The sequence below is a fragment of the Azoarcus sp. PA01 genome (assembly GCA_001274695.2).
Lineage (GTDB): Bacteria > Pseudomonadota > Gammaproteobacteria > Burkholderiales > Rhodocyclaceae > Aromatoleum.
On record LARU01000002.1, the window covers coordinates 1,568,467 to 1,593,947 of the forward strand.

Consider the following 25,481-nt stretch of genomic DNA (forward strand, 5'->3'; position numbering starts at 1 on the left):
ACCCAAGACAAGGCGCTGCAGCGCCGCGCGACCGTGAACGAGCAGCGTGAAGGTGCGCTCCGCCGTGTCGTCGAGCAAGAACGCGACGGGCGGCGCATTGCTGTCGCCTCCGCGCCGACGTCGAGCGATGAGCACAAGGCGTTCGAGATGCTGGACTTGCTGAAAATCCGCCTCAAGCGGACGTTCGACCTCTACAAGGCGGGCAGTCTCGACAGCGGATTCGTCCCACGCATCGAAAGCATCGCGCTCGCGATCCAGCAGGCCTGCACGCACGACTCCGACGCCGCGCTCGCGAACCTGCACCTGGACTACGAGACGTCGTATGCGGTGGTCCATCACCTGCAGGCGGCGGTGCTGTGCGAGCTGATCGGCAGGAAGATGGGCGTCGGCGAAGCGTCGCGGCTGTCGCTCGTCAAGGCCGGCCTCACCTATGACGTCGGCCTGATCGACATCCAGGACACGCTCGACCGCCAGCTGACGCCGCTGACGTCACTGCAGCGCCAGCGCATCGCCCGCCATCCGATCGACAGCGAATGGATTCTGACGAGCCTCGGCGTCACCGACGCCGCATGGCTCGACTCGGTCCGCCACCACCACGAGCGTCTGGACGGCAGCGGCTATCCCGATGGCCAGCGCGACGATGCGATCAGGCTGCCGGCACGCGTGCTGGCGATCGCCGACATCTACAGCGCGATGGTGCGCGACCGCCCGTACCGCAAGGCGATGGTGTCCGGCAAGGCGATGCGCAAGCTGATGCTCGACCAGGGCAGGCAGACCGACAACCGGTTGATCCAGATGATGATCAAGGAGATCGGCGTCTTTCCGCCCGGCGCGATCGTGCGGCTCACGAACGGCGAAGTCGCGGTCGTCAAGAAGCGCACCGCAAACAGCGCGTGCCCGCTCGTGCACGCTTTCGTCAAGGCGGATGGCATGCCGATGCTGGACACGATTCGCCGCGACACCTCGACGGCGGATTTCCGCATCGAGGGCATGGTCCCTTTTTCGAACTACCGCGGCTCGATCGTCGTCCTCCGCAACCTGTGGAATCGCCCCTGAGCCGGGCAAGCCGTCGCGCAGCGCCGCGCCGCCCGATACAGCGGACATTCCGCGCCAACCCGACCCAGGAGCGTTTCCATGACTCTCGCGTTAAACGACCCCGACCTCTTCCGCAGCCGCTGCCTCGTCGGCGGCACGTGGACCGATGCCGATGACGGCGCGACGATCGCGATCCACAACCCGGCCACTGGCGAGCAACTCGGCACGATCCCGAAAATGGGCGCCGCGGAGACGCGCCGGGCGATCGACGCCGCCAGTCGGGCGTGGCCGGCGTGGCGCGCGCTGACCGCCGGGGCGCGGGCGCGCGTGCTGCGCAAGTGGTTCGATCTGATCGTCGCACACCAGGAAGATCTCGCGCTGCTGATGACCTCCGAGCAGGGCAAGCCGCTCGGTGAGGCGCGCGGCGAAGTGCTGTACGCGGCGTCCTTCGTCGAGTGGTTCGCCGAGGAAGGCAAGCGCATCTACGGCGACGTGATCCCCGGCCACCAGCCCGACAAGCGCATCGTCGTGACGAAAGAGCCGGTCGGCGTCTGTGCGGCGATCACGCCGTGGAACTTCCCGCTCGCGATGATCACGCGCAAAGCCGGGCCGGCGCTTGCCGCAGGCTGCACGATGGTGCTCAAGCCGGCGACCCAGACGCCCTATTCGGCGCTCGCGCTCGCGGTGCTGGCCGAACGCGCCGGCTTGCCCGCGGGCGTGTTCAGCGTGCTGACCGGCTCCGCGACCGAGATCGGCGGCGAGCTCACCGCCAACCCGGTCGTGCGCAAGCTCACTTTCACCGGGTCGACCGAAGTCGGCATCAAGCTCGCCGCGCAATGCGCGCCGACGATCAAGAAGCTGTCGCTCGAGCTCGGCGGCAACGCGCCGTTCATCGTCTTCGACGACGCCGACCTCGATGCCGCCGTCGAGGGCGCGCTGGCGTCGAAATACCGCAACACCGGCCAGACCTGCGTATGCGCGAACCGGCTGCTGGTGCAGCACAGCGTGTATGACGCGTTCGCCGAAAAGCTCGCCGCAGCGGTCGCGAACCTGAAAGTCGGCAACGGCCTCGATGAAGGCGTCACGCAGGGACCGCTGATCGACCTGCAGGCGGTCGAGAAAGTCGAGGAGCACATCGCCGACGCGCTGGCGAAAGGGGCGCGCGTCGTCACCGGCGGCGGACGCCACGCACTGGGCCGCACGTTCTTCGAACCGACGATCCTCGCCGACGTCACGCCGCAGATGAAAGTCGCGCGCGAGGAAACGTTCGGCCCGGTCGCGCCGCTGTTCCGCTTCCACGACGAGGCTGAAGCGATTCGCATGGCGAACGACACCGAGTTCGGGCTGGCCGCCTATTTCTATTCGGCGGGAATGAACCGTGTGTGGCGCGTGTCCGGCGCGCTCGAATACGGCATCGTCGGCATCAACACCGGCATCATCTCGACCGAGGTCGCGCCGTTCGGCGGCATGAAGTCGTCCGGGCTCGGCCGCGAAGGCTCGAAATACGGTATCGAGGATTACCTCGAGATCAAGTATCTGTGCATGGGCGGCGTGCAGTAGGCTTCGTCGCGCTCCCGGCAGCCGGGACGCTCCGCGCACTTCGGCTGCCGCGCTCGCCACTCATTCCAGCCCCGCCGCGGTACGGTATTCAGCTGCCGCCGCCAGCAGCCAGTCGCGGAACGCCGCGAGCGCGGTGGTTTCGGCCTTGCGCTCGGGAATGATCAGGTAGTACGCCTTGTCGCTGAGGTAGCCGTGGCGGAACGGGATCACGAGGCGGCCGCTGTCGAGTTCTTCCTGGATCAGGAACGGCGGGATCAGCGCGACGCCCATGTCGTACATCGCCGCTTGCGCGAGCATCGTGAAGAGTTCGTGTCGCGCGCCGGTCAGGTCGTGCGCGACGCGCATGCCGAGCGACTCGAACCACAGCCGCCACGCGTACGGGCGCGTCGTCTGCTGCAGCAGCGGCAGCGCGGCGATTTCGGCCGGCGTCAGGGTGGTCTTGCCGGCGAGCAGGCGCGGGCTGCACACCGGCACCGGGTTCTCGCGCATCAGGAAATGGCCTTCGGTGCCCGGCCAGCCGGCGTCGCCGAAATACAGCGCCGCGTCGAGCTCGGTTTCGGCGAACAGGAACGGACGGCTGCGGTTCGTCAGATTCACCGTGACGCCCGGATGGCTGGCGAGGAAGCCGCCGAGCCGCGGCAGCAGCCAGCGCGTCGCGAACGTCGGCACGACCGCGAGCTCGATCGTCGCGCCGCGGCCGTGGTGCGCCATCACCGACAGCGTGTCGCGCTCGACCGCATCGAGCCGCGCGGTGATCTGCCGGCTGTATGACAGCCCGGCTTCGGTCAGCGTCACGCCGCGCTTCGTGCGGCGGAACAGGCGCAGGCCGAGAAACTCCTCGAGCCCGGCGATCTGGCGGCAGATCGCGCTTTGCGTCAGCGACAGCTCCTCGGCCGCGCGCGTGAAGCTTTCATGCCGCGCCGCGAGCTCGAAAGCCAGCAGCGCTGCCGTACTGGGGATCCTGCGTCGCATTCGCGGCTCTCCTGAAAATGCACGATAAGCAAGCCAAACGCTTACGGGCGGGCGCGAGGCCACGCCGGAACGCCGGAAAGCGCGCGGTTTCAGCGTGATATCTTAACCGCGTTCGCGTTCGGGCCGATTCACGAAGTGATTTTTTCGCACAACGTGTCGCGGAATTTTCGGTTGTCCCGGGTGGCTCCGGTTCGCTACAGTGCGCGCACAGGCAAAGCGTGGCGCATTTCGCATCGCGCCGGCGCATGTTCGAACATCCGCAGCATTGAGGAGACTTTCTAAATGGCAACGAACCGCGTGACCTTCAACTGGGCAGATCCCCTGCACCTCGACGAGCAGCTGACCGAAACCGAGCGCCTGGTGCGCGACACCGCGCGGGCGTACAGCCAGGAACGCCTGCTGCCGCGCGTCCAGGAAGCTTTCCGCCATGAAAAGACCGACCGCGCGATCTTCAACGAGATGGGCGAACTGGGCCTGCTCGGCGCGACGATTCCCGAGGAATACGGCGGCTCGGGCATGAACTACGTGTGCTACGGCCTGATCGCCCGTGAAGTCGAGCGCGTCGATTCCGGTTATCGCTCGATGATGAGCGTGCAGTCGTCGCTGGTGATGGTGCCGATCAACGAATTCGGCACCGAAGCGCAGAAGAAGAAGTATCTGCCGAAGCTCGCGACCGGCGAATGGGTCGGCTGCTTCGGCCTGACCGAGCCGAACCATGGCTCCGATCCGGGCAGCATGGTGACGCGCGCGAAGAAAGTCGATGGCGGCTACAGCCTGTCCGGCTCGAAGATGTGGATCACGAACAGCCCGATCGCCGACGTGTTCGTCGTCTGGGCCAAGGACGACGAAGGCCAGATCCGCGGCTTCGTGCTCGAAAAAGGCTGGAAAGGCCTGTCGGCTCCGGCGATCCACGGCAAAGTCGGCCTGCGCGCATCGATCACCGGCGAAATCGTCATGGACGAAGTGTTCGTGCCGGAAGAAAACGCGTTCCCGACGGTGCGCGGCCTCAAAGGTCCGTTCACGTGCCTGAACTCGGCACGCTACGGCATCGCCTGGGGTGCGCTCGGCGCCGCCGAAGCGTGCTACGAAACGGCCCGCCAATACACGCTCGACCGCAAGCAGTTCGGCCGCCCGCTCGCCGCGAACCAGCTGATCCAGAAGAAGCTCGCCGACATGCTGACCGAGATCACGCTCGGCCTGCAGGGCTGCCTGCGCCTGGGCCGCATGAAGGACGAAGGCACGGCCGCGGTCGAGATCACCTCGATCATGAAGCGCAATTCGTGCGGCAAGTCCCTCGACATCGCCCGCGTCGCGCGCGACATGCTCGGCGGCAACGGGATCTCCGACGAGTTCTGCGTCGCGCGCCACCTCGTGAACCTCGAAGTCGTCAATACCTACGAGGGCACGCACGACGTGCATGCGCTGATCCTCGGCCGCGCGATCACCGACATCGCGGCGTTCTCGAACTGATCCACCCATGTCGGGCGCCCTGTCGCATATCCGGGTGCTCGACCTGTCGAGGATTCTGGCCGGCCCGTGGGCCGGCCAGATCCTCGCCGACCTCGGTGCCGACGTCATCAAGGTCGAGCGTCCGGGCGAAGGCGACGACACCCGCCACTGGGGTCCGCCGTTCCTCAAGGACTTGCACGGCGACGACACCGATGTTGCCGCGTATTTCCTGTGCGCGAACCGCAACAAGCGCTCGATCACCGTAGACATGACGAAGCCGGACGGCCGGCAATTGCTGCGCGAGCTCGCCGGCCAATGCGACGTCGTGCTCGAGAATTTCAAGCTGGGCGGCCTCGCGCGCCACGGCCTCGACTACGCGTCGCTGAAAGCCGTCAATCCGCGCCTCGTGTATTGCTCGATCACCGGTTTCGGCCACGACGGACCATACGCCGCGCGCGCCGGTTACGACTTCCTGATCCAGGGCCTCGGCGGCCTGATGAGCCTGACCGGGCGGCCCGACGAGGAGCCGGGCGGCGGCCCGATGAAAGTCGGCGTCGCGCTGACCGACATCCTGACCGGCCTGTACGCGGCCAACGCGGTGCAGGCGGCGCTCGCCGCGCGCGACAGGAGCGGCGAAGGCCAGCACATCGACCTGGCGCTGCTCGACGTGCAGATCGCGTGCCTCGCGAACCAGGCGATGAATTACCTCACCACCGGCGTGTCCCCGGGCCGGCTCGGCAACGCCCATCCCAACATCGTGCCGTACCAGGACTTCCCGACCGACGACGGCTACATGATCCTCGCGATCGGCAACGACGCGCAGTTCGCGCGTTTTTGCGAAGCGGCCGGCGACGCTTCGCTTGCGGCCGACGCCCGCTTCATTACCAACAGGGCGCGCGTCGAACATCGCGCGGTGCTGATCCCGCTGCTCAACAAGCTGACGATCCGGCGCACGACGGCCGACTGGATCGCGCGGCTCGAAGCGCTCGGCGTGCCGTGCGGGCCGATCAACACGCTCGCCGACGTGTTCGCCGACCCGCAGGTGTGCGCGCGCGGGCTGCGCGTCGACCTGCCGCATCCGCTCGCCGGCAGCGTACCGCAGGTCGCCAGTCCGATGCGCCTGTCAGCGACCCCCGTCGAATACCGTCTCCCGCCGCCTCTCCTCGGCGAACACACCGACGAAATTCTCGCCTCGCTGCTGGGCTTGCCGGGCGAACGCATCGCCCGCCTGAGGCATGACAGGGTAATCTGAGCGGAGCGCGGCCGGCGCGTCCTGCGTCGCGAGGATTCGCCGGGCCCGACGATCGATAAAGGTCCCGACCCCGCTTCGCACGCTCGGGTTCGGAATTTCGCTTGTAGAATCACGGTCCTACCGAAAACATGAGCCGGAGCGTCGGACCGGCCCTGCCCGGAACCGATTTCAGGCGAGGATCACTGATGTACAACGCCTTTGTCGCGGCGGTCTTCGGCCTCGCGATGATGTTTCTTGCCGGCTGCAGTGAAGCGCCGTCGCCGCTGCCGCTGAGCGTCGGTGTCAATCCGTGGATCGGCAACGACCCTTTCGTGTTCGCGTACGAGCGCCGCTATATCGACCGCAGCCGCATCAAGGTCGTCGAACTCGCGTCGAGTTCGCAGGCCTTGCGCACGCTCGACAACGGTCTGCTCGATGCCGCCGCGCTGACCCTCGACGAGGCCCTGCGGCTCGCGGACAAGGGCGCGGCGATCCGCATCGTCGCCGTGCTCGCGGTCTCGCACGGGGCCGACGCGGTCGTCGCGCGCGCCCCGATCACCAAACCCGCGCAGCTCAAGGGCAAGCGCATCGGCATCGAGGACAGCGCAGCCGGCAGCCTGATGCTCGCGCGGATGATCGAGGGAAGCGCGCTTCGATCGAACGACGTGCTGCTGCTGCGCTTCGAAGCGTCGCAGCAGGAAGACGCGCTGCGCGACGGCTGGGTCGATGCGGTGATCACCTACGAACCGATGAAATCGCGCCTGCAGGGCGACGGCTACCGGGTGATATTCGACAGCAGCGCGATGTCCGGAGACCTCGTCGATGTGCTCGTCGTGCGTGCGGACGTGCTCGAGCGCCGTTTCGACGATGTCGTGGACCTGCTCGCAGGGTGGCAACGCGGCGTCACGGCGCTGCACACCGCCCCCGACGCGTTCGCCGACCTGCTCGCGCCGAGCACGAGCCTCGCCCCGGCACAATACCGCGCGGCGCTCGACGGGCTGACGTTCGTGCCGCTGCGCCAGAGCGTGGAACTTCTTGCCGGTCAGCCGGCCCCGTTCGCCGCCCGTCATTCGGGCCTCGCCGAACTGATGGTCGATCTCGAACTGATCGACGGACCACCGGACTGGCAAAGGCTGGTCGTCGACGCCGCAGCGCGCGCAGCGGCGAAACGAACGGAAAGCGGGTCATGATCTGGCCCGCCCTGACCGTCCTGCCCGGCCGCCTCCTCGCGCCGCTGCTGCTGGCGGGCTTTGCGCTCATCGGCGCGGCGCTGAATTACGTGATCCAGGTGCAGGAGTTCCGCGACCAGGTCGCGACCGACCAGCGGCGGCGGCTCACCGAGATCCTGAACTTCGAACAGAACCGGCTCGAAGCCCAGACCGGACTGGGAAGCCGCTTTCACATCAGCCGTCTCGTCGCCAGCATGGGACTTCGCTCCGGGCTCACGCACGCGTTGCTGGTCGATGCCAACGGCCAGGTGGTCGGCGCAATGCTGCGCGCGCGGCTCAACCGCCCGCTCACCGACGCGATCGCTTCCGACGCCCCGGCTATCCGCGCCGGCCTGCTGGCGCTCGCGTCGGCCCAGGGGAAAGGGATCGAGCTCGTCCAGCCGCGCGGCGATTTCGCGCTGCTGGGCCGGGTTGCGATCCGTCCCGACATGACGCTGATCGTGCGCAGCGATCTCGGCATTCCGCTCGCGCTCCGCACCGCCGCGGGTTACCACGAGCTGTGGCGGGAAACCGCACTGATCCTGCTTTTCACTGCGGCGCTCGCGATTTTGCTGCACGTGCTGTGGTTCAGCCGCACCGCCCGGCTGACCCAGACCGTGGCGGCGATCGGGGAAGGGCGATTCAACACGCGCAGCGGCCTGACCGGGCGCGACGAGCTGGGGAAAATCGGCCATGCGCTCGACCGCATGGCCGATGACCTGCGGATACGCCAGGCAAACCTCGAGCAACTGTCGGCCCTGATCAACCATTCGCCGGTCGTCGCGATCGAGTGGCGCAACGCAGGCGGTCTGCCGGTCACGTACGTCAGCGACAGCATCAGGCAATGGGGTTACACGCCCGGCGAATTGCTGTCCGGCGCCGTCCGCTACCGCGACCTGATTCACGTCGAAGACCGCCCGCGCCTGCGGGCCGCGCTCATCCGCCATCTTGCCGAAGGGCCGGACGATTACCGCGGGGAGCATCGCGTGCGCCACGTCAGCGGACAGTGGATCTGGCTCGACGGCCGCACCTGGCTGAGCCGCGACGCGAGCGGCAAGGTCACGCACATCCGCAGCGTGCTGCTCGACGTCACGTCGCTGAAGAATACCGAGGAGGCGCTGTTGCGGCTCAATGCGACGCTCGAAGCGCGCGTCGTCGAGCGCACCGCGCAGCTCGAGGCCGCCAACCGCGAGCTCGAATCGTTTTCGTACGCGATCTCGCACGATCTCAAGGCTCCGCTGCGCGGCATCGACGGCTACAGCCAGATCCTGCTCGAAGACTACCGCGAGCGGCTCGACGACCAGGGGCAGCAGTTCCTCGCCAACATCCGCCGCGGCGTCGCGCAGATGCACGAACTGATCGAGGATCTGCTCGCCTATGCGCATATCGATCGCGCGGCACCGCAACCCGAGCCGGTGTCGGTGCAGCAGCTCGTCGCCGAGGTCCTCGACAGCTACGCGCACGAAATCTCGACGCTCGGCGCGGAAATAGACGTCGACGTGCGCACACCGGAACTCTCGGTCGACCGCAACGGTCTCGCGCTGGTACTGCGCAATCTCGTCGGCAATGCGCTGAAGTTCAGCCGCAACGCGGCGCCGCCGCGCATCGGGATCAGCAGTCGCGAGGAAGCGGGCGCGATGCGCCTGCAGGTTCGCGACAACGGCATCGGTTTCGACATGAAATATCACGATCGAATATTCGGCATATTCCAGCGGCTGCACCGCGCCGAAGACTACCCCGGCACCGGCGTCGGCCTGGCGCTGGTGCGCAAGGCGATCGAACGCATGGGCGGGACCGTGCGTGCTGAAAGCGAACCCGGCAAAGGTGCCACTTTCCTCGTGGAGTTTCCGCTATGACCAGCGAAGCCGTCCCCGGCCCGATCCTCCTCGTCGAGGACAACAACGTCGACCTCGATCTGGCGTTGCGCGCCTTCGCGCGCCGCGAGCGGACCAGCCCGATCGAGATCGAAGTGGCACGCGACGGCGAAGAGGCGCTCGCGTTCCTGCCGCGCTGGGAAAGCGGTCATCCGACGCCCGCGGTGATCCTCCTCGACAACAAGCTGCCGCGCGTCAGCGGCCTCGACGTGCTGCGAAAGCTCAAGACGCACGAGCGCTTCCGGCGCATTCCGGTGGTGATGCTGACTTCATCGACCGAAGACGAGGATGTCAGGACGGCTTACGACGCGGGCGTGAATTCCTACATCGTCAAACCGATCGACTTCGGCAGATTCATCGAAGTCGCCGCGCAGATCGAGGTCTACTGGTGCGCGGTGAACCACACCCAGCGATGAAGACGATGCGCGTCCTCTACATCGAGGACTCCGAAGCGGATGCGGATCTGGCGCGGCGCCGGCTCGCGCAGCGCGCGCCCGAGATCGCGCTGGAAGTGGTCACGACGCTGCAGCGCGGGTTGTCGCGCCTCGCTGCGCAGCCGCCGCCGTTCGACGTCGTGCTGTCGGATCTCCACCTGCCCGACGGCACCGGCCTCGACCTGCTTGCGCACGTGCGCATGAATCATCTGCCGGTCGCGGTGGTCGTCCTGACCGGCGCCGGCAATCACGAAGCGGCAATGGCGGCACTGAAAGCCGGCGCCGATGCGTACCAGGTCAAGCGCGCCGACTACCTCGACCAATTGCCCGCGACGCTGCGCGGCGCGCTGGCGCGATTTCGCGACCCGGCCGGGCGACGCATCCGCCCGCTGCGCGTGCTGTACGCCGAGCACGACGAACTCGAAGCGCTGCGCACCCACCGCCACCTCGCGCATTACGCGCCGCACATCCACCTGACCCTTGCGACGAGCGCCGCCGAAGTGCTGGCGCGCCTGCCCGCCGCTCGCGACGCAGCGCCCGACTTCGACGTGCTGCTGTTCGATCATGCCGCCGGCAGCCTCGACGGCCTGGAACTCGCGCGCATCGTGCAGCACGAGCATCACCTCGCACTGCCGCTCGTGCTGGTCTCCGCGCATGGCGGTGAAGACCTCGTCGCGCGGACGATGGAACTGGGCGTCGATGACTTCATCGCGAAGTACCCCGGCTACCTGCACGCGCTGCCGGCAACGCTGGAAAAAGTGCGCGAGCGCGCCGAGCTGATCCACGAACGGGCCGAACTGCGTGCGACGACGGCCCATCTCGCGCACCTGCTGTCGGCGAGCCCGACGGTTCTCTACACGCTGCAGATCGGCGACGACGGCAGGCCGCAGGCGAGTTGGGTCAGCGACAACATCGTGTCGATCCTCGGCGTCAGCTCCGCCGATGCCCTTTCACCGGGGTGGTGGCTCGCGCACGTGCATCCGGACGACCGCGCGGCGTGGAGCGCGACCCAGACGGCGCTGCTGCACGAAGGGCACCGCAGCCACGAATACCGCTTGCTCGGCGGCAAGGAGCAGGTGACGTGGATCCGCGACGACGCGCGCGTGCTGCGTGACGTCGGCGGTGCAGCGGTCGAAGTGGTCGGCACCTGGACCGAGATCACGGCACAAAAGCAGACCGAGCTGCTGCAGGCCGCGCGCAGCGCGGTGCTGAACCGCCTCGTCGGCGACGATCCGCTGCCGGTGATCCTCGACGATGTCGCGCGGCGGCTCGAAACCCTCGCACCCGAAATGCGCGTCTCGATCCTGCTCCTCGATGAATCGCGTACCCGCCTCGTCCATGCCGCTGCCCCGAACCTCCCCGCCTCTTACCTCGACGCGATCGAAGGCCTCGCAGTGGCGGAAGGCCAGGGGTCGTGCGGCACCGCGATGGCCCGCGGCGAACCGGTATTCACCGAAGACGTGTTCACCGATCCGGACTGGGACGCTTATCGCGACCTCGCACGCAGGGCGAATTTCCGGGCCTGCTGGTCGTTCCCGTTCCGCGACGACGACGGCAAGCTGCTCGGCACTTTTGCGGTCTATTTCTACCGGCCGCGCCCGATCGACCCGGCGATGATCGAGCTGATCCGGGAATTCTCGGGCCTGACGTCGCTCGCCGTGCAGAAATTCCGCGCCGCGGCCGCGTTGCGCCAGACCGCGGCAGTCATCGAGAGCACCCGCGACGGCGTCATGGTCACCGACCTGTCGCAGCGCATCGTCAGCGTCAATCGGGCGTGGTGCGAAATCACCGGGTTTTCCGAAGAGGAAGCGCTCGGAAAAAGTCCGAGCATCCTTAAATCCGGCCTGCAGGACGACGGGTTCTACCGCCAGCTGTGGGACGCCGTCGCGCGCACCGGCAACTGGCAGGGCGAGCTGTGGAACCGGCGCAAGAACGGCGAGCTTTATCCGCAGTGGTTGAGCGTCAGCACCGTCTACGACGAGCACCACAAGCCGGTCCGCTACGTCGGCGTGATGACCGACATCAGCCAGTTGAAGCAGTCGCAAGCGCAGCTCGAGCGCCTCGCGCATTACGATCCGCTGACCGACCTGCCGAACCGCCTGCTCGTGCAGTCGCGCCTCGAACACGCGATCGAGCAGGCGGCGCGTCAGCAGCTCGGCCTCGGCGTGCTGTTCATCGACCTGGACCACTTCAAGAACATCAACGACAGCCTCGGTCACGCCAGCGGCGACGAGCTGCTGGTCGCGATCTCGTGGCGCCTGCGCACGCGCCTGCGCCCGGAGGACACGCTCGCGCGCTGGGGCGGCGACGAGTTCCTCGTCATCCTCGACAACCTCAGGAAACCCGACGAATCGGCCAGCGTCGCGCAGAACCTGATCGACCTGATGCGCGAACCGTTCCCGCTGTCCGGCGGCGAAGTCGTGTATGTCGGCGCGAGCGTCGGCATCAGCCTCTATCCGCAGGACGGCACGAGCGCCGCCGAGCTGATCCAGCACGCCGACGCCGCGCTGAACCAGGCCAAGGCGCAGGGCCGCAACACTTTCCGCTTCTTCACCGAAGCGCTGAGCGAGGCGGCGCAACGGCACGTCGACCTCGAGCGCCGCCTGCGCGTCGCGCTCGAGCAGCAGGCGTTCGTCGTCCATTACCAGCCGCAAATCGACATCGCCAGCGGGCGCGTGACGGGATGCGAAGCGCTGGTGCGCTGGCAGGCCACCGACGAAAACGCGGTGTCGCCGAACCGCTTCATTCCTTTTGCCGAGGAAAGCGGCCTGATCGTGCCGCTCGGCGAGTGGGTCCTCGAGACCGCGTGCCGGCAGGCACGCGAGTGGCGCGACGCCGGTTTCGGGCCGCTCAGAGTGGGGGTGAACCTGTCGGCGCGCCAGTTATGGCAGGCGGAACTGCCGGACCGCATCGCCGCGATCCTCCAGCGCACCGGGCTGCCGCCCGAATGTCTCGAGCTCGAGCTCACCGAGAGCATGATCATGGGCCACGAAGCGCAGGCCGAGCAACGCCTCGGCCTGCTCAGGTCGATGGGAATAGCGCTGGCGATCGACGATTTCGGCACCGGCTACTCGTCGCTGGCGTACCTGAAGAACTTCCCGATCGAAATGCTCAAGATCGATCAGGGTTTCGTCCGCCACATCCCCGACGATCGCAAAGACACCGAGATCACGGCAGGCATCATCGCGCTCGCGCGCAAGCTCAATATCAAGGTGCTCGCCGAAGGGGTCGAAACCGACGCGCAGCTCGCGTTCCTGACCGAACAGGGCTGCGACGCGTACCAGGGCTACCTGTTCAGCCGCCCGCTGCCGGCCGAGGAGTTCACGCAGCTGTTCGTCCAGCAGGCCCGATAGCTATTTTGCCTTGATAGCCGCGCCGGCGCCGCTCACGCCGCGGGCCGCAGCTCGACGCCGGGGGCCGCGGCGTTCAGCTCGCCGCCCAGCGCGTCGATGAGCGCCGGCAGCAACCGGCCCAGTTCTCCCGTCATCAGCGCGAAACCGCCGTCGAACAGCGCGCGCGCGTCGTCCGCCCCCTGCTCGTCGAGCTTTTCCCTGACGACATCGAGGAAATCGATGCGCTTGATCTCGAGCTTCTCGCTCAGCACGAAGCTGACGCGATCGTCGAACGTCAACGCGAGGCGCGTCGGCAGCTTGCCGGCCGCGAGGTGGCCGCGCACCTCGTCGCCTTCGAGCGGGTGACGCACATAACGCACCGCCGCCTTGTCTTCGCTGACCGAGCGCAGCTCGCAATCCTGGTCGATCGTAAACCCGGCCGGCGCATCGCCGCCGGCGAGCCAGTCGGCCATCGCGCCGGTCGGCGAACGCTCGGTACGCAGCAAACCGAGCGGGAGGGCATCGAGAGACTGGCGCAATACCTCCAGAACGTCCTCCGCGCGGGCCTGGCTCGGCGCATCGATGCCGAGCCACCCTCCGACAGGGTCGATCCACGCGAAGACCTTGCGGCGCCGCGTGAAGGCCCGCGGCAGCAGTTCCTGCATCACCTGTTCGCGCAGATCCTTCATCTGCTTGCGACCGAGCTTGTAGCCCTGGCGCGCGGCGATGTCCTCGGCGCGCTCTTCGGCCTCCTGCTTGACCACCGACGACGGCAGCAGCTTCTGCTCGACGCCGAGCGCGATCAGCCACTGCCCGCCGACCCGGTGCAACAGGAATTCGTCACCGGTCGGCGACACCCAGCCGCGGGTTTCCTGGTCCTGGCTGCCGCACGGCACGAAGCGCTTGCGCGCGAGCTGGTCCTCGAGCGTCTCGGCACTGATGTCCCAGCCGGCGGGAAGGCGATAAACCTGCAGGTTCTTGAACCACATGAAGATTTTTCCGGATTTTCGATGATCGGAGAGCCGCGCCGGCGCGCTCGCGGCGCTGCGGCGCAGGACAAGGATTACTGGAGGCGCCCCGACTCGGCGATCATGCGGATCACGCGCACGGTGTCGAGATCCGACTGATGATAGGCGGCCTTGACGTATTCGGCATAGGCCCGGTCGGGACTTCCCGCCTCTTCGGGCAAGGTCGTCAGGTAGCGGAAACGCAGCACGAGGACGCCTTCGGCCGGTTCCTCGATGGTGATCGTCAGGCTGCCTCCGGGATGGCTCGCAGTGCGTTCGGACTCGAAGCAGATCGATTCCATTGGCATCAGCGTGACCCGGTCGCGAATCAGCGCGCTGCCGAACTGCAGTTCCCGGACGAGCTCGTTCGCGCTCCGTTCGACGATCGTGCACGCCTCGAGCCCGGGCAGGAACGGCCGCGCATCCTCGGCCCGGCACAGCAGCCCGAACCACACTTCTTCGCGATTGAGCGCGGTGAGCAGGGGGTCGGCGGGGTCATTCACGACCACCAGATGTTCAAAGTTCACACTCCACTCCCGTACCGCGGGGCAACAGTCTAACGCGCTTCGGTTAGCATCCGCCGATGCAAATCGAACGAATTCTCCACTCCCAGGGCTTCGGCAGCCGCAAGATTTGTCGCGCCCTGATCCGCGCCGGCCGCGTGACGATTTCCGGCCACGTCCAGGACAACCCTTTTGCCGACCTGCCGACCGAAGATCTGGTCTTCATGGTCGATCGCGAGACCTGGCGGTATCGCGACAAGGCCTACCTGATGCTGCACAAGCCTTCCGGTTACGAGTGCTCGCGCCAGCCGCAGTTCCATGCGCCGGTGTTCGCGCTGTTGCCGCAACCGCTGGTGAACCGCGGCGTCCAGGCGATCGGCCGGCTCGACCAGGACACCACCGGCCTGCTGCTGCTGTCCGATGACGGACAGTTCATCCACGCGTGGAGCTCCGGCCGCAAACGTGTGCCGAAAATCTACGAAGTCGTCGTGCGTCACCCGGTCAGCGAGACGCTCACCGCAGCGCTGCTCGCCGGCGTGCAGCTTCACGACGATCCCGCGCCGGTCGCAGCAGCGGCTTGCGAACGAACGGGGGAGCGGAGTCTAAAGCTGACGATCACCGAAGGCAAGTACCACCAGGTCAAGCGCATGGTCGCTGCCGCCGGCAATCGCGTCGAGGCGCTGCACCGCAGCGGCATCGGCGGCCTGATGCTGCCCGACGACCTCGCCCCCGGCCAGTGGCGCTGGCTCGACGACGACGATCTCGCCCGGCTGGCCGACTTCAATACGACAAAAGACTGAAAAAAAACCGCAGCGGGATGCGCCCGCGACCTGCCTGCCAAACGTTTTTCCCCTTCGCTGAGGACGCTTTGTACAGCAGAGTCCGGGCGCCGTCCAGCGCCGCTCGAAGCGGTTTCGCGAAGGGTCGGAGTGGCTGCGGATTTTCGTTCGGCGCGTTTCGCGGGTTCGTGTTTTTGTTCTTCTGTTTTTTAAAATTAATTAAAGATAAAGAAGTATACAGTGCCCGCTTTTCTGTGGATAAGTCGATTTTCTCCAGCAGTCCCATGCGATTCGCCGCGGGACAAAGGGGTAGATAAACCTGCTGTTGACCTGTGTGCCGATTGTGGTCGAATTTCGGCCTTTCGCCGTTGAAGCCCTTTTTCCACAAAGCATTCACGCTTGTTCCCTGTGCTTGTCCACCAAAATGAACGCTTGCGCTGACGAACGCCTTCGCGACTGGGATATCTTCTGCCGGGTTGTGGATAACTTCGGGGATATCGGGGTCTGCTGGCGCCTGGCCAAAGGGCTTGCGGGCGATCACGGGCTCGCGGTCCGCCTGTGGATCGATGACCTGGAAGCGTTCGCGCGGCTGTGTCCGGAAATTTCGACGGTCGACGGGCGAAACTTCGCCGGCGGCGTCGAAATTCGTCGCTGGAGTCGCGACTTTCCGTCCGTCGAACCGGCCGCCGCAGTCATCGAAGCGTTCGGCTGCGAGCTGCCGGAAAGTTATCTGGCAGCGATGGCGGCGCGTCCGTCGCCGCCGCCGTGGATCAATCTCGAATACCTGTCGGCCGAAAGCTGGGTCGACGAGTGCCACCGCATGACCTCGCCGCACCCCCGCCTGCCGCTGGTGAAGCATTTCTTCTTTCCGGGTTTTTCGCTGCATACCGCTGGCCTGTTGCGCGAACGCGGCCTGCTCGATGCACGCGACCGTTTCCGCACCGAGCCGGCGCTGCGCGATGCGCTGCTACGCTCGCTGGGAGTCGCCCCGCCGCCTCCGGGAACGCGGCTGATATCGCTGTTCGCGTACGCACACCCCGCGCTCGCGGCGCTGCTCGCGCGCTGGGCGAATGGCGACGAGCCGGTGCTGCTGCTCGTGCCCGAAGGGCCTGTCGTCGACGACGTGATGCGTTTTTTCGGCGCTCACCGAGGGGCGGCGGGAGCGTGCCGCCGGCGCGGCGCGCTGACGGCGGCCGTCCTGCCTTTCGTCGACCAGGAGCGCTACGACCGCCTGCTGTGGGGCTGCGACGTCAATTTCGTCCGCGGCGAAGACTCGTTCGTGCGCGCGCAGTGGGCCGGCCAGCCGTTCGCCTGGCACATTTACCGCCAGGAGCAGGACGCCCACCGGATCAAGCTCGAAGCTTTTCTCGACCGCTACACGGCGGCGATGGAACGCAGCGCGGCCGCGGCGGTCAGGCAGTTCTGGCTGGCGTGGAACGGCTGGGGCGACGTCGGCTCGGCGTGGTGCCCGTTCGCCGCCGCGTTGCCTGCGATCGGCGCCCATAACCGGTCGTGGGCGCAGGCGCTCGCGAGCGCGCCGGATCTGGCTTCGTCGCTGGTGCAATTTTCGCGGAACACAGTAAAATGACCGGTTTTTAAATATTTGCGGGCCGCCCCCGTTCGACAGGAAACAGCATGAAAACCGCACAGGAACTTCGCTCCGGCAACGTCATCATGGTGGGCGCCGACCCGCTCGTGGTGCAGAAGGCCGAATACAACAAGTCCGGCCGCAACTCCGCGGTCGTGAAGATGAAACTCAAGAATCTCCTGACCGGCGCGCCGTCGGAGTCGGTGTACAAGGCCGACGACAAGTTCGAAGTCGTCCAGCTCGACAAGAAGGAAGTCACGTACTCGTACTTCGCCGATCCGATGTACGTGTTCATGGATGCCGACTACGAACAGTACGAAGTCGAAGCCGAGAACATGACCGACGCGCTGAAGTACCTCGAAGACGGCCTGCAGTGCGAAGTCGTGTTCTACAACGGCAAGGCGATTTCGGTCGACCTGCCCAATTCGGTCGTCCGCGAAGTGATCTACACTGAACCCGCGGTCAAGGGCGACACGTCGGGCAAAGTCATGAAGCCGGCGAAGATCGCCAGCGGCTTCGAGTTGCCGGTGCCGGCGTTCGTCGAAATCGGCGACAAGATCGAAATCGACACGCGCACCGACGAGTACAAGAACCGCGTCAAGTAAGCCGGTTTCGTCGCCGCGGGCGCCGCTCACACAATGAGCCCCCGCGGCGCCTGCGCGATCACTTCTGCCGGGGCACCGGATATTTGCGCGTGAAGGCGGCGTAGATGCGGCGCAGCGCTTTTTCCTGCTCGAGCAGCCCGCGTTGCGCGGCCGTCTCGATCAGGCCGCGATGCATCTGGTGCAACCGCCAGATGCCTTCGGCGTCCGTGAGCAGCTGACGCCCGAGCTCGGCGGCCAGCATTGCCGGCAGCCGTTCGTGGCGCGCAACGACCTCCACCGTGTCGCTGTCGAGGTCGATGAAATCCAGGCAGTCGGTGAGGCTCAGCATTGGCATGTCTCCTTGCCCGAGCGAGCTTGCACTGTTGCGGTGCTCGCGCACCACGCCGATGCAGCCCGCTTCGCGGCCCGCGCCTCGCAGCACCCGAAAGGGCGCCGCAGCGCAGGTCCAAGTCGTTGAATTGCGGAACTTTACTCGTGTAAGCCAAAGGGGGCTGAAAGTGCCCCGGATGCCGCGCGCTATTCGACGCAAGGGACGTGCCGAAATCCGCAACATTTGCGTGAGGCGGGCGCGCACGAGGACTAGAATCGCTCCACTGCGCCGAGCGCCTCCTCTCCCGCTTTCCTCATGTCCAACCGCATCCGCATCCTCGGCGCGAACCAGAACAATCTGAAGAACCTCAGTCTCGACATCGAGCTCGATCGCCTTACGGTCGTGACCGGCGTGTCCGGCTCGGGCAAGTCGTCGCTGGTATTCGACACGCTGTTCGCCGAAGGCCAGCGCCGCTACGTCGAGACGTTTTCGCCGTACGCGCGCCAGTTCCTCGACCGGCAGGACCGTCCGCGCGTCGAGCGCATCGAAGGCGTGCCGCCGGCGATCGCGATCGACCAGACGAATCCGGTGCGCACGTCGCGCTCGACGGTCGGCACGATGACCGAGCTCGCCGACCACTTCAAGCTGCTGTACGCGCGCGTCGCGACGCTGTTCTGCCGCGGCTGCGGGGCCGAGGTGCGGCGCGACGATCCGCAGAGCGTGCTGCGGGCGCTCGAAGCGCGCTGCGCGAGCGCCGATCCGCGCCTCGTGATCACTTTCGCAGTGCCCGTGCCCGAGCGTTTCGCCACCGATGAAGTCGAAGCCCTGCTCGTGCAGCAGGGCTACACGCGGATTCACGCGCGCGAGACGACGGCCGCAGGCGAAGTGCTGCATGTCGTGCAGGACCGCTTTCGCCTCGGCAACGCCGAGCGCAGTCGCGTGCTCGACGCGATCGAGACCGCGTTCGCGCGCGGCCACGGCCAGCTCGCGGTGCGCGCGTCGGGCGAGGGCGGCCAGGGCGGCGAGGCGGCGTGGCGCTTCTCGCGCGACCTGCACTGCGCCGACTGCGACATCCATTACGCCGAGCCGACCCCGGGGCTGTTCTCGTTCAATTCGCCGCTCGGCGCGTGCGAGACCTGCCGCGGCTTCGGCCGCGTCATCGGCGTCGATTTCTCGCTGGTGATCCCCGACGAATCGAAGACGCTTGCCGAAGGGGCGGTCAAGCCGTGGCAGACCGCGAGCTATCGCGAATGCCAGGACGACATGGCGAAGATGGCGAAGAAATACGACGTGGCGATCGACATCCCGTTCCGCGACCTGCCGCCGGAACATCGCCGCTGGGTGCTCGAAGGCGATCCGCAGTGGAAGAGCTGGGACGCGTCGTGGCCGCGCAAGTGGTACGGCGTGCGCCACTTCTTCGACTGGCTCGAGAGCAAGGCGTACAAGATGCACATCCGCGTGCTGCTGTCGCGCTACCGCAGCTACACGGAGTGCCCGGCATGCCACGGCGCAAGGCTGAAGCCCGAGGCGCTGTTGTGGCGGCTCGGCGCAACGAACGAGGCGGCGCCAGCCGATGGGAACGTCCAGAACGGAGCCGCCGCCGGGGCTGCCTGGTTGCGCCGCGGCTCAGATCGATCCGTTCGCGCCGAGCCTTTCGGCCTCGCGATCCACGAACTGATGGCGCTTCCCGTCAGCGGCGTGCGCGAGTTCATCGCCACTGTCGAACTGCCGGCCGGCCTCGACGAAGCGACCGGACTGCTGCTCGGCGAAATCCGCACGCGCCTCGACTACCTCGCCAACGTCGGCCTCGCGTACCTGACGCTCGACCGCCAGTCGCGCACGCTGTCGGGCGGCGAAGTGCAGCGCATCAACCTGACGACCGCGCTCGGCACGTCACTCGTCAATACGCTGTTCGTGCTCGACGAGCCGTCGATCGGCCTGCATCCGCGCGACATCGACCGCATCCTCGGCGTCATGATGCGGCTGCGCGATGCCGGCAACACGCTCGTCGTCGTCGAGCACGATCCGCAGCTGATCCGCGCGGCCGACCGCCTGCTCGACATCGGGCCCGGTCCCGGCGAGCGCGGCGGCGAGATCGTCGGCTACGGCAGTCCGGCCGAAATCGCTGCCGACCCGGCGTCGCTGACCGGCGCCTATCTCGCCGGCCGAAAGCGCGTCGATGCCGGCCGCAAGCCGCGATCGGTGACGCCCGAGACGGCGTGGCTGCGCGTCGTCGGGGCGACCGAGCACAACCTGCGCGCGCTCGACGTCGCGCTCCCGCTCGGCCACCTCGTGTGCGTGTCCGGCGTGTCCGGCTCGGGCAAATCGACGTTGATCGAGGACGTGCTGTATCCGGCGCTCGCGAAGCACTTCGGCCACGGCACCGACGCACCGGGCGCGTTCGCGCGCCTCGAAGGCGTCGAGCACCTCGCCGGCGTCGTGATGGTCGACCAGTCGGCGATCGGCAAGAGCGCGCGCTCGAACCCGGTCAGCTACGTCGGCGCGTGGGATGCGATCCGTGCGCTGTTCGCGGCCTTGCCCGACGCGCAGAGCCGCGGCTACACGCCCGGCACCTTCAGCTTCAATGCCGGCACCGGCCGTTGCCCGACCTGCAACGGCTCGGGCTTCGAGCACGTCGAGATGCAGTTCCTGTCGGACGTCTATCTGCGCTGTCCGGACTGTGACGGCAAACGCTACCGGCTGGAAGTGCTCGAGCTCGCGTGGCGCGGCCGCTCGGTCGCCGACGTGCTCGAACTGACCGTGTCCGAAGCGCTCGCGTTCTTCGCCGACCAGCCCGCGGTGGGCGCCGCGCTCGCGCCGCTCGCCGACGTCGGGCTCGACTACTTGCGGCTCGGCCAGCCGGTGCCGACGCTGTCCGGCGGCGAAGCGCAGCGCTTGAAGCTCGCCGGACATCTCGGCGCGGCCACGAAGCCGGGCGGCAAAAAATCCAGGGCGAAGACCGACGCCGGCCGCCTGCTCTTCCTGTTCGACGAGCCGACGACGGGCTTGCACTTCGACGACGTCGCGACACTATTGCGCGCGTTCGAAAAGCTCCTCGACGCAGGGCACGCGCTCGTCGTCATCGAGCACAACCTCGACGTGCTGCGCGCTGCGGACTGGATCGTCGATCTCGGCCCCGAAGGCGGCGACGCGGGGGGCGACCTGGTCGTCGCCGGTCCGCCGGATGCCGTCATCGCGTGCGCCACGTCACATACCGGCCGCGCGTTGCGCGCGTATGAGGGGACATTGGGGAAATTGGGGTCAGACTCGAATTTGAGCCCCCTAAATTCGAGTCTGACCCCAATTTCCGTGGCCGCCGAACCGGCGATGCGCTACCGCGCGGTCTCTGCGCCGGCGATCGAGATCCGCCATGCGCGCGAGCACAACCTGAAGAACGTCAGCCTGACGATCCCGCGCGACCGCTTCACCGTCATCACCGGACTGTCGGGTTCGGGCAAATCGACGCTCGCGTTCGACATCGTGTTCGGCGAAGGCCAGCGCCGCTACCTCGAATCGCTGAACGCGTACGCGCGCCAGTTCGTCCAGCCCGCCGCCCGGCCGGACGTCGATGCGCTGTTCGGCATTCCGCCGACGGTCGCGATCGAGCAGCGCATCTCGCGCGGCGGCAGGAAAAGCACGGTCGGCACGCTGACCGAGATCCAGCCGTTCCTGCGCCTCCTGTACGTCAAGCTCGGCACGCAGTACTGCCCGCAGTGCGACGTGCCGGTGTCGCCGCAAAGTTTCGACGCGATCGCGGCGCAGATCCTGCGCGAGCACCGCGGCGCGTCGGTCGAGCTGCTCGCGCCACTGGTGACGAACCGCAAAGGCCTGTACACCGCGCTGGCGAAGTGGGCGAAAGGCAAGGGGTTCGAGCAGCTGCGCGTCGACGGCGACTTCCTGCCGACGGCGAAATGGCCGCGGCTGGACCGCTACGTCGAACACACGATCGAGCTGCCGGTCGGCAGCGTCGTCGTCGCGCCCGAACACGAGGCGGCGCTGCGCACGCAGCTTGCCGCAGCGCTCGAACACGGCAAAGGCGTCGTCAAAGTGCTCGAGCTCGGCACGCCCGGCGCACGGCCGCACACGTTCTCGACGCTGCGCGCGTGCCCGTCGTGCGGCGACAGCTTCCCGGAACCGGACCCGCGGCTGTTTTCGTACAACGCCAAACACGGCTGGTGCCCGAGCTGCTACGGCACCGGGCAGCACGTCGTCGGCCGCGTCGAGGATGCGAACGAGCTCGATCTCGCCGACACCGGGCAGGTGACCGACGCCGTCTGCGCGGTGTGCGAGGGCGCGCGCCTGAACCCGGTCGCCCGCGCAGTGCGCTTCCGCGCGCACGGCATCCACGACCTGTCGGCGTTGCCGGTGGCGAAGGTCGCGGCGTTCTTCGACAGCCTGCGGCTCGCCGGCCGCGAGATCGACATCGCGCGCGACCTCGTCGCCGAGATTCGCGGCCGCCTTGACTTCCTGCAGCAGGTCGGGCTCGCCTACCTCGCGCTCGACCGCGGCGCGCCGACGCTCTCCGGCGGCGAGGCGCAGCGCATCCGGCTCGCTGCGCAGCTCGGCTCGAACCTGCGCGGCGTGTGCTACATCCTCGACGAGCCGACGATCGGGCTGCATCCGCGCGACAACCGCATGCTGCTCGACACGCTCGAGCGGCTGCGCGACCGCGGCAACACGCTGCTCGTCGTCGAACACGACGAGGAGACGATCCGCCGCGCCGATCACGTCATCGACCTCGGGCCCGGCGCCGGCGTGCGCGGCGGCCGCGTCGTCGCCGAAGGCCGCCTCGCCGACCTGATCGCCGCACCCGAATCGGCGACCGGCGCTTTCCTGCGCGCGCCGCTGCAGCATCCGCTGCGCCCGCGCCGGCCCCTCGACGACGCGCATCCGGCGCTCCACGTCGTCGCGGCAAACCTGCACAACCTGCGCGAGGTATCCGCCACGGTGCCGCTCGCGCGCCTGACGGTCGTCACCGGGGTGTCGGGGTCGGGCAAATCGACGCTCGCGCGCGACGTGATCCACGCGAACCTGCGCCGGCTGCTCGGGGATCCGGACGCAGCCCGCGCGCGACGCCGCGGCCAGCCGCAGCCGCAAAGCAGCGACGTCGAGCCGGTCGGCTGTCGCGCGATCGAAGGCTGGCAGGCGATCGGCCGCGTGCTCGAAGTCGACCAGACACCGATCGGCAAGACGCCGCGCTCGTGCCCGGCGACCTATGTCGGCTTCTGGGACGCGATCCGCAAGCTGTTCGCCGAGACTTTCGAAGCGAAGACGCGCGGCTGGAGCGCGTCGCGCTTCTCGTTCAACACCGGCGCCGGGCGCTGCCCGGTCTGTGAAGGGCAGGGACAGACGACCGTGGAGATGAGCTTCCTGCCGGACGTCAAGCAGCCGTGCGACGCGTGCGGCGGCGCGCGCTTCAACCCCGAGACGCTGATGGTGCGCTGGCGTGACAAGACGGTCGCCGACGTGCTCGCGATGCCGATCGACGAAGCGGTCGGGTTCTTCGCCGCGCATCCGGCGATCGCACACCCGCTCGCGTTGCTGCAGGATGTCGGCCTCGGCTACCTGACGCTCGGCCAGTCGAGCCCGACGCTGTCGGGCGGCGAAGCGCAGCGCATCAAGCTCGTCACCGAACTGGCCAAAGTGCGCAGCCGCCCCGGGGACGGTGCCGCGACGAATGCAGCACGCGGCGGACGGCCGCTGCCGGCGGAAAAGCACACGCTGTATGTCCTCGACGAGCCGACCGTGGGCCTGCACATGGCGGACGTCGACAAGCTGATCCGCGTGCTGCAGCGGCTCGCCGACGCCGGCCACACCGTGCTCGCGATCGAGCACGATCTGGACGTCATGGCCGAAGCGGACTGGCTGATCGACCTCGGCCCCGAAGGCGGGGACGGCGGCGGTGAAATCGTCGCGCAAGGCCCGGTCGAAGCCGTATGCGAAAGCGCCGCTTCGCATACCGCGGTGATCCTGAAAGAATTCCTCGCCGCCCGCAGCGCGGCAGCCGCGGGCCCTTCCGCGGACCCGCTGCCGCCGCAACGACGCCCGTTTCCCGCTAGTTGACGCGCATCGGCACGAAAATGCGTGCACCGCCGCGCTGGATCAGCAGCGCGAAGCGGTCGCCGGCTTTTTGGACCATCGTGCGGAACGAGGCGACGTCCGGCACCGGCTGATTGTTCAGCGCGAGTATGACGTCGCCGCGCTGCAGGCCCGCGCGTTGCGCCGGACCGGTCGCTCGCTCGACGACGATGCCGCCGGGCACGCCGAGCTGCGCCGCTTCTTCCGCAGTCAATGGGCGAATGACGAGGCCGAGCTTGCCGCCGGCGTCTTCGCCCTGCGGCCCGCCCGGCTCGCCGCGGCCCTGGGCGACCGCTTCGCTGCGCATCTCGCCGAGCGTCGCCGTCACCGTGCGGGTGCGGCCGTCGCGCCACAGTTCGAGCTTCACTTCGGTGCCGGGGCGCTGGTCGCCGATGATGCGCGGCAGATCGCCCGAGTCCTCGATCTGCGTGCCGTTGACGCCCAGCACGACGTCGCCGGCCTTGATGCCGGCCTTGTCCGCGGCGCTGCCCGCTTCGACGTTCGACACCAGCGCGCCTTTCGGTTCGGTCAGTCCGAACGACTGCGCGAGCTCGCGCGTCATGCTCTGGATCGTGACGCCGAGCTTGCCGCGCTGCACGCGACCGTACTGGACGATCTGGTCCTTGACGTTCAGTGCGACATCGATCGGGATCGCGAACGAGATGCCCATGAAGCCGCCCGAACGCGAGTAGATCTGCGAATTGATGCCGATGACTTCACCGGCGAGGTTGAACAGCGGGCCGCCGGAGTTGCCGGGGTTGATCGCGACGTCGGTCTGGATGAACGGCACGTAGTTCTCGTCCGGCAGGCGCCGCGCCTTCGCCGAGATGATGCCTGCCGTCACGGTGTTGTCGAAGCCGAACGGCGAACCGACTGCGACCACCCATTCGCCGACGCGCGCTTTCTCCGCGTTGCCGGTGCGCACCACCGGCAGACCGGTGGCCTCGATCTTGAGCAGCGCGATGTCGGTGCGCGGATCGGTGCCGACCACTTTCGCCTTGAATTCGCGCTTGTCGATGAGCCGCACGGTTACTTCCGATTGGACGCCGCTTTCGCCTTCGCCTTCTCCCTGACCCACCCCCGCGCCGACGACGTGCGCGTTGGTCAGCACGTAACCGTCGGCACTGACGATGAAACCGGATCCGATGCCGCGGCTGATCTGCGGGCCGCCCTGGCCGGGCATGCCGGGGATCCCGGGCATGCCTGGCAACGGCACGCCGAAGCGGCGGAGGAAGTCGTAGAACGGGTCTTCGAGCGCGCCGCCTTCGGGCGCAGCGCGTTCCTGCACGACGCTGATGTTGACGACCGCGGGGCCGACGCGCTCGACGAGGTCGCCGAAATCGGGCAGACCGAACGAGTTCGGCGCGACCAGCGGCGCCACGGATTCCGCGGCGGCGAACGCCGGCGGGGACGGGAGCAGGCCGATTGCGGCCGGTACTAGGGCGGCGAGGGCGACGACGAGCGGACGGCTGAACGGACGGTTTTTCATGTTTTTCCTGTATCCCTGAAGAAAATT

Annotated in this window: 18 protein-coding genes; 12 read left to right on the forward strand and 6 right to left on the reverse strand. The window is 67.5% G+C overall.

Translation table 11 applies throughout. From position 1 onward, the window contains the following. Positions 1–33: 33 nt before the first annotated feature. Together PA01_08250 and gabD are read left to right on the forward strand one after the other, a co-directional pair. Positions 34–1,056, forward strand: coding sequence for an HD domain-containing protein (locus PA01_08250; GenBank protein KAI5913077.1), 1,023 nt, complete (start codon positions 34–36; stop codon positions 1,054–1,056). A gap of 78 nt (positions 1,057–1,134) precedes the next feature. Next, the gene (gene gabD, locus PA01_08255) at positions 1,135–2,595 is read left to right on the forward strand and encodes an NADP-dependent succinate-semialdehyde dehydrogenase (protein ID KON81592.1); all 1,461 of its coding nucleotides are present in this window, start codon (positions 1,135–1,137) and stop codon (positions 2,593–2,595) included. Between the two features lie 60 nt (positions 2,596–2,655). On the opposite strand, the gene PA01_08260 is transcribed toward gabD, so the two are convergent. Next, the gene (locus PA01_08260; GenBank protein KON81593.1) at positions 2,656–3,567 is read right to left on the reverse strand and encodes a LysR family transcriptional regulator; all 912 of its coding nucleotides are present in this window, start codon (positions 3,565–3,567) and stop codon (positions 2,656–2,658) included. Between the two features lie 282 nt (positions 3,568–3,849). On the opposite strand from PA01_08260, the gene PA01_08265 reads away from it, so the two are divergent. The 6 genes from PA01_08265 (at position 3,850) to PA01_08290 (ending at position 13,116) form a co-directional block, all read left to right on the forward strand. After that, positions 3,850–5,037 carry an acyl-CoA dehydrogenase gene (locus PA01_08265; GenBank protein ID KON81594.1) on the forward strand — a complete coding sequence of 396 codons (1,188 nt, stop codon included), beginning with the start codon at positions 3,850–3,852 and terminating at the stop codon, positions 5,035–5,037. Positions 5,038–5,044: 7 nt separating this feature from the next. Then, complete coding sequence (locus tag PA01_08270) at positions 5,045–6,268, forward strand: CoA transferase (protein ID KON81595.1); 1,224 nt, start codon at positions 5,045–5,047, stop codon at positions 6,266–6,268. A gap of 185 nt (positions 6,269–6,453) precedes the next feature. After that, a complete protein-coding gene (locus PA01_08275; GenBank protein ID KON81596.1) occupies positions 6,454–7,437 on the forward strand; it encodes an ABC transporter substrate-binding protein in 984 nt (327 codons plus the stop codon). Beyond that, on the forward strand, positions 7,434–9,311 hold the full coding sequence (locus PA01_18715) for an ATP-binding protein (protein KAI5913078.1): 1,878 nt from the start codon (positions 7,434–7,436) through the stop codon (positions 9,309–9,311). The genes PA01_08275 and PA01_18715 overlap by 4 nt, the downstream gene beginning before the upstream one ends. After that, positions 9,308–9,745 carry a response regulator gene (locus PA01_08285; GenBank protein ID KON81597.1) on the forward strand — a complete coding sequence of 146 codons (438 nt, stop codon included), beginning with the start codon at positions 9,308–9,310 and terminating at the stop codon, positions 9,743–9,745. Before PA01_18715 ends, PA01_08285 begins: the two co-directional genes overlap by 4 nt. After that, entirely contained in the window at positions 9,742–13,116 is a 3,375-nt protein-coding gene (locus PA01_08290) for an EAL domain-containing protein (protein KON82391.2), read from the forward strand. Before PA01_08285 ends, PA01_08290 begins: the two co-directional genes overlap by 4 nt. 32 nt (positions 13,117–13,148) lie before the next feature. Here PA01_08290 and PA01_08295 read toward each other — a convergent pair whose 3' ends face one another. Both PA01_08295 and PA01_08300 read right to left on the reverse strand, forming a co-directional pair. Beyond that, positions 13,149–14,084 carry a recombination-associated protein RdgC gene (locus PA01_08295; GenBank protein KON81598.1) on the reverse strand — a complete coding sequence of 312 codons (936 nt, stop codon included), beginning with the start codon at positions 14,082–14,084 and terminating at the stop codon, positions 13,149–13,151. 74 nt (positions 14,085–14,158) lie between these two features. Further along, a complete protein-coding gene (locus PA01_08300) occupies positions 14,159–14,629 on the reverse strand; it encodes an SRPBCC family protein (GenBank protein ID KON81599.1) in 471 nt (156 codons plus the stop codon). Positions 14,630–14,685: 56 nt separating this feature from the next. Between PA01_08300 and PA01_08305 the strand changes: the two genes are divergently transcribed. Continuing rightward, positions 14,686–15,405: a 16S rRNA pseudouridine(516) synthase gene (locus PA01_08305; protein ID KON81600.1), complete on the forward strand. Its 720-nt coding sequence runs from the start codon at positions 14,686–14,688 to the stop codon at positions 15,403–15,405. Here PA01_08305 and PA01_18720 read toward each other — a convergent pair. Further along, positions 15,386–15,925, reverse strand: a complete 540-nt coding sequence (locus PA01_18720) for a hypothetical protein (GenBank protein KAI5913110.1) — start codon at positions 15,923–15,925, stop codon at positions 15,386–15,388. The two genes, PA01_08305 and PA01_18720, sit on opposite strands and share 20 nt — an antisense overlap. On the opposite strand from PA01_18720, the gene earP reads away from it, so the two are divergent. Together earP and efp are read left to right on the forward strand one after the other, a co-directional pair. Further along, positions 15,809–16,972, forward strand: coding sequence for an elongation factor P maturation arginine rhamnosyltransferase EarP (gene earP / locus PA01_08310; GenBank protein ID KON81601.1), 1,164 nt, complete (start codon positions 15,809–15,811; stop codon positions 16,970–16,972). The genes PA01_18720 and earP overlap by 117 nt on opposite strands. A gap of 47 nt (positions 16,973–17,019) precedes the next feature. Beyond that, complete coding sequence (gene efp / locus PA01_08315) at positions 17,020–17,577, forward strand: elongation factor P (GenBank protein KON81602.1); 558 nt, start codon at positions 17,020–17,022, stop codon at positions 17,575–17,577. Between the two features lie 58 nt (positions 17,578–17,635). On the opposite strand, the gene PA01_08320 is transcribed toward efp, so the two are convergent. After that, the gene (locus PA01_08320; protein ID KON81603.1) at positions 17,636–17,905 is read right to left on the reverse strand and encodes a hypothetical protein; all 270 of its coding nucleotides are present in this window, start codon (positions 17,903–17,905) and stop codon (positions 17,636–17,638) included. 297 nt (positions 17,906–18,202) lie between these two features. Here PA01_08320 and uvrA point away from each other — a divergent pair, with 297 nt between their 5' ends. Next, entirely contained in the window at positions 18,203–23,950 is a 5,748-nt protein-coding gene (gene uvrA, locus PA01_08325) for an excinuclease ABC subunit UvrA (protein ID KON81604.1), read from the forward strand. On the opposite strand, the gene PA01_08330 is transcribed toward uvrA, so the two are convergent. After that, positions 23,943–25,454, reverse strand: coding sequence for a DegQ family serine endoprotease (locus PA01_08330; protein KON81605.1), 1,512 nt, complete (start codon positions 25,452–25,454; stop codon positions 23,943–23,945). The two genes, uvrA and PA01_08330, sit on opposite strands and share 8 nt — an antisense overlap. Positions 25,455–25,481 lie beyond the last annotated feature (27 nt).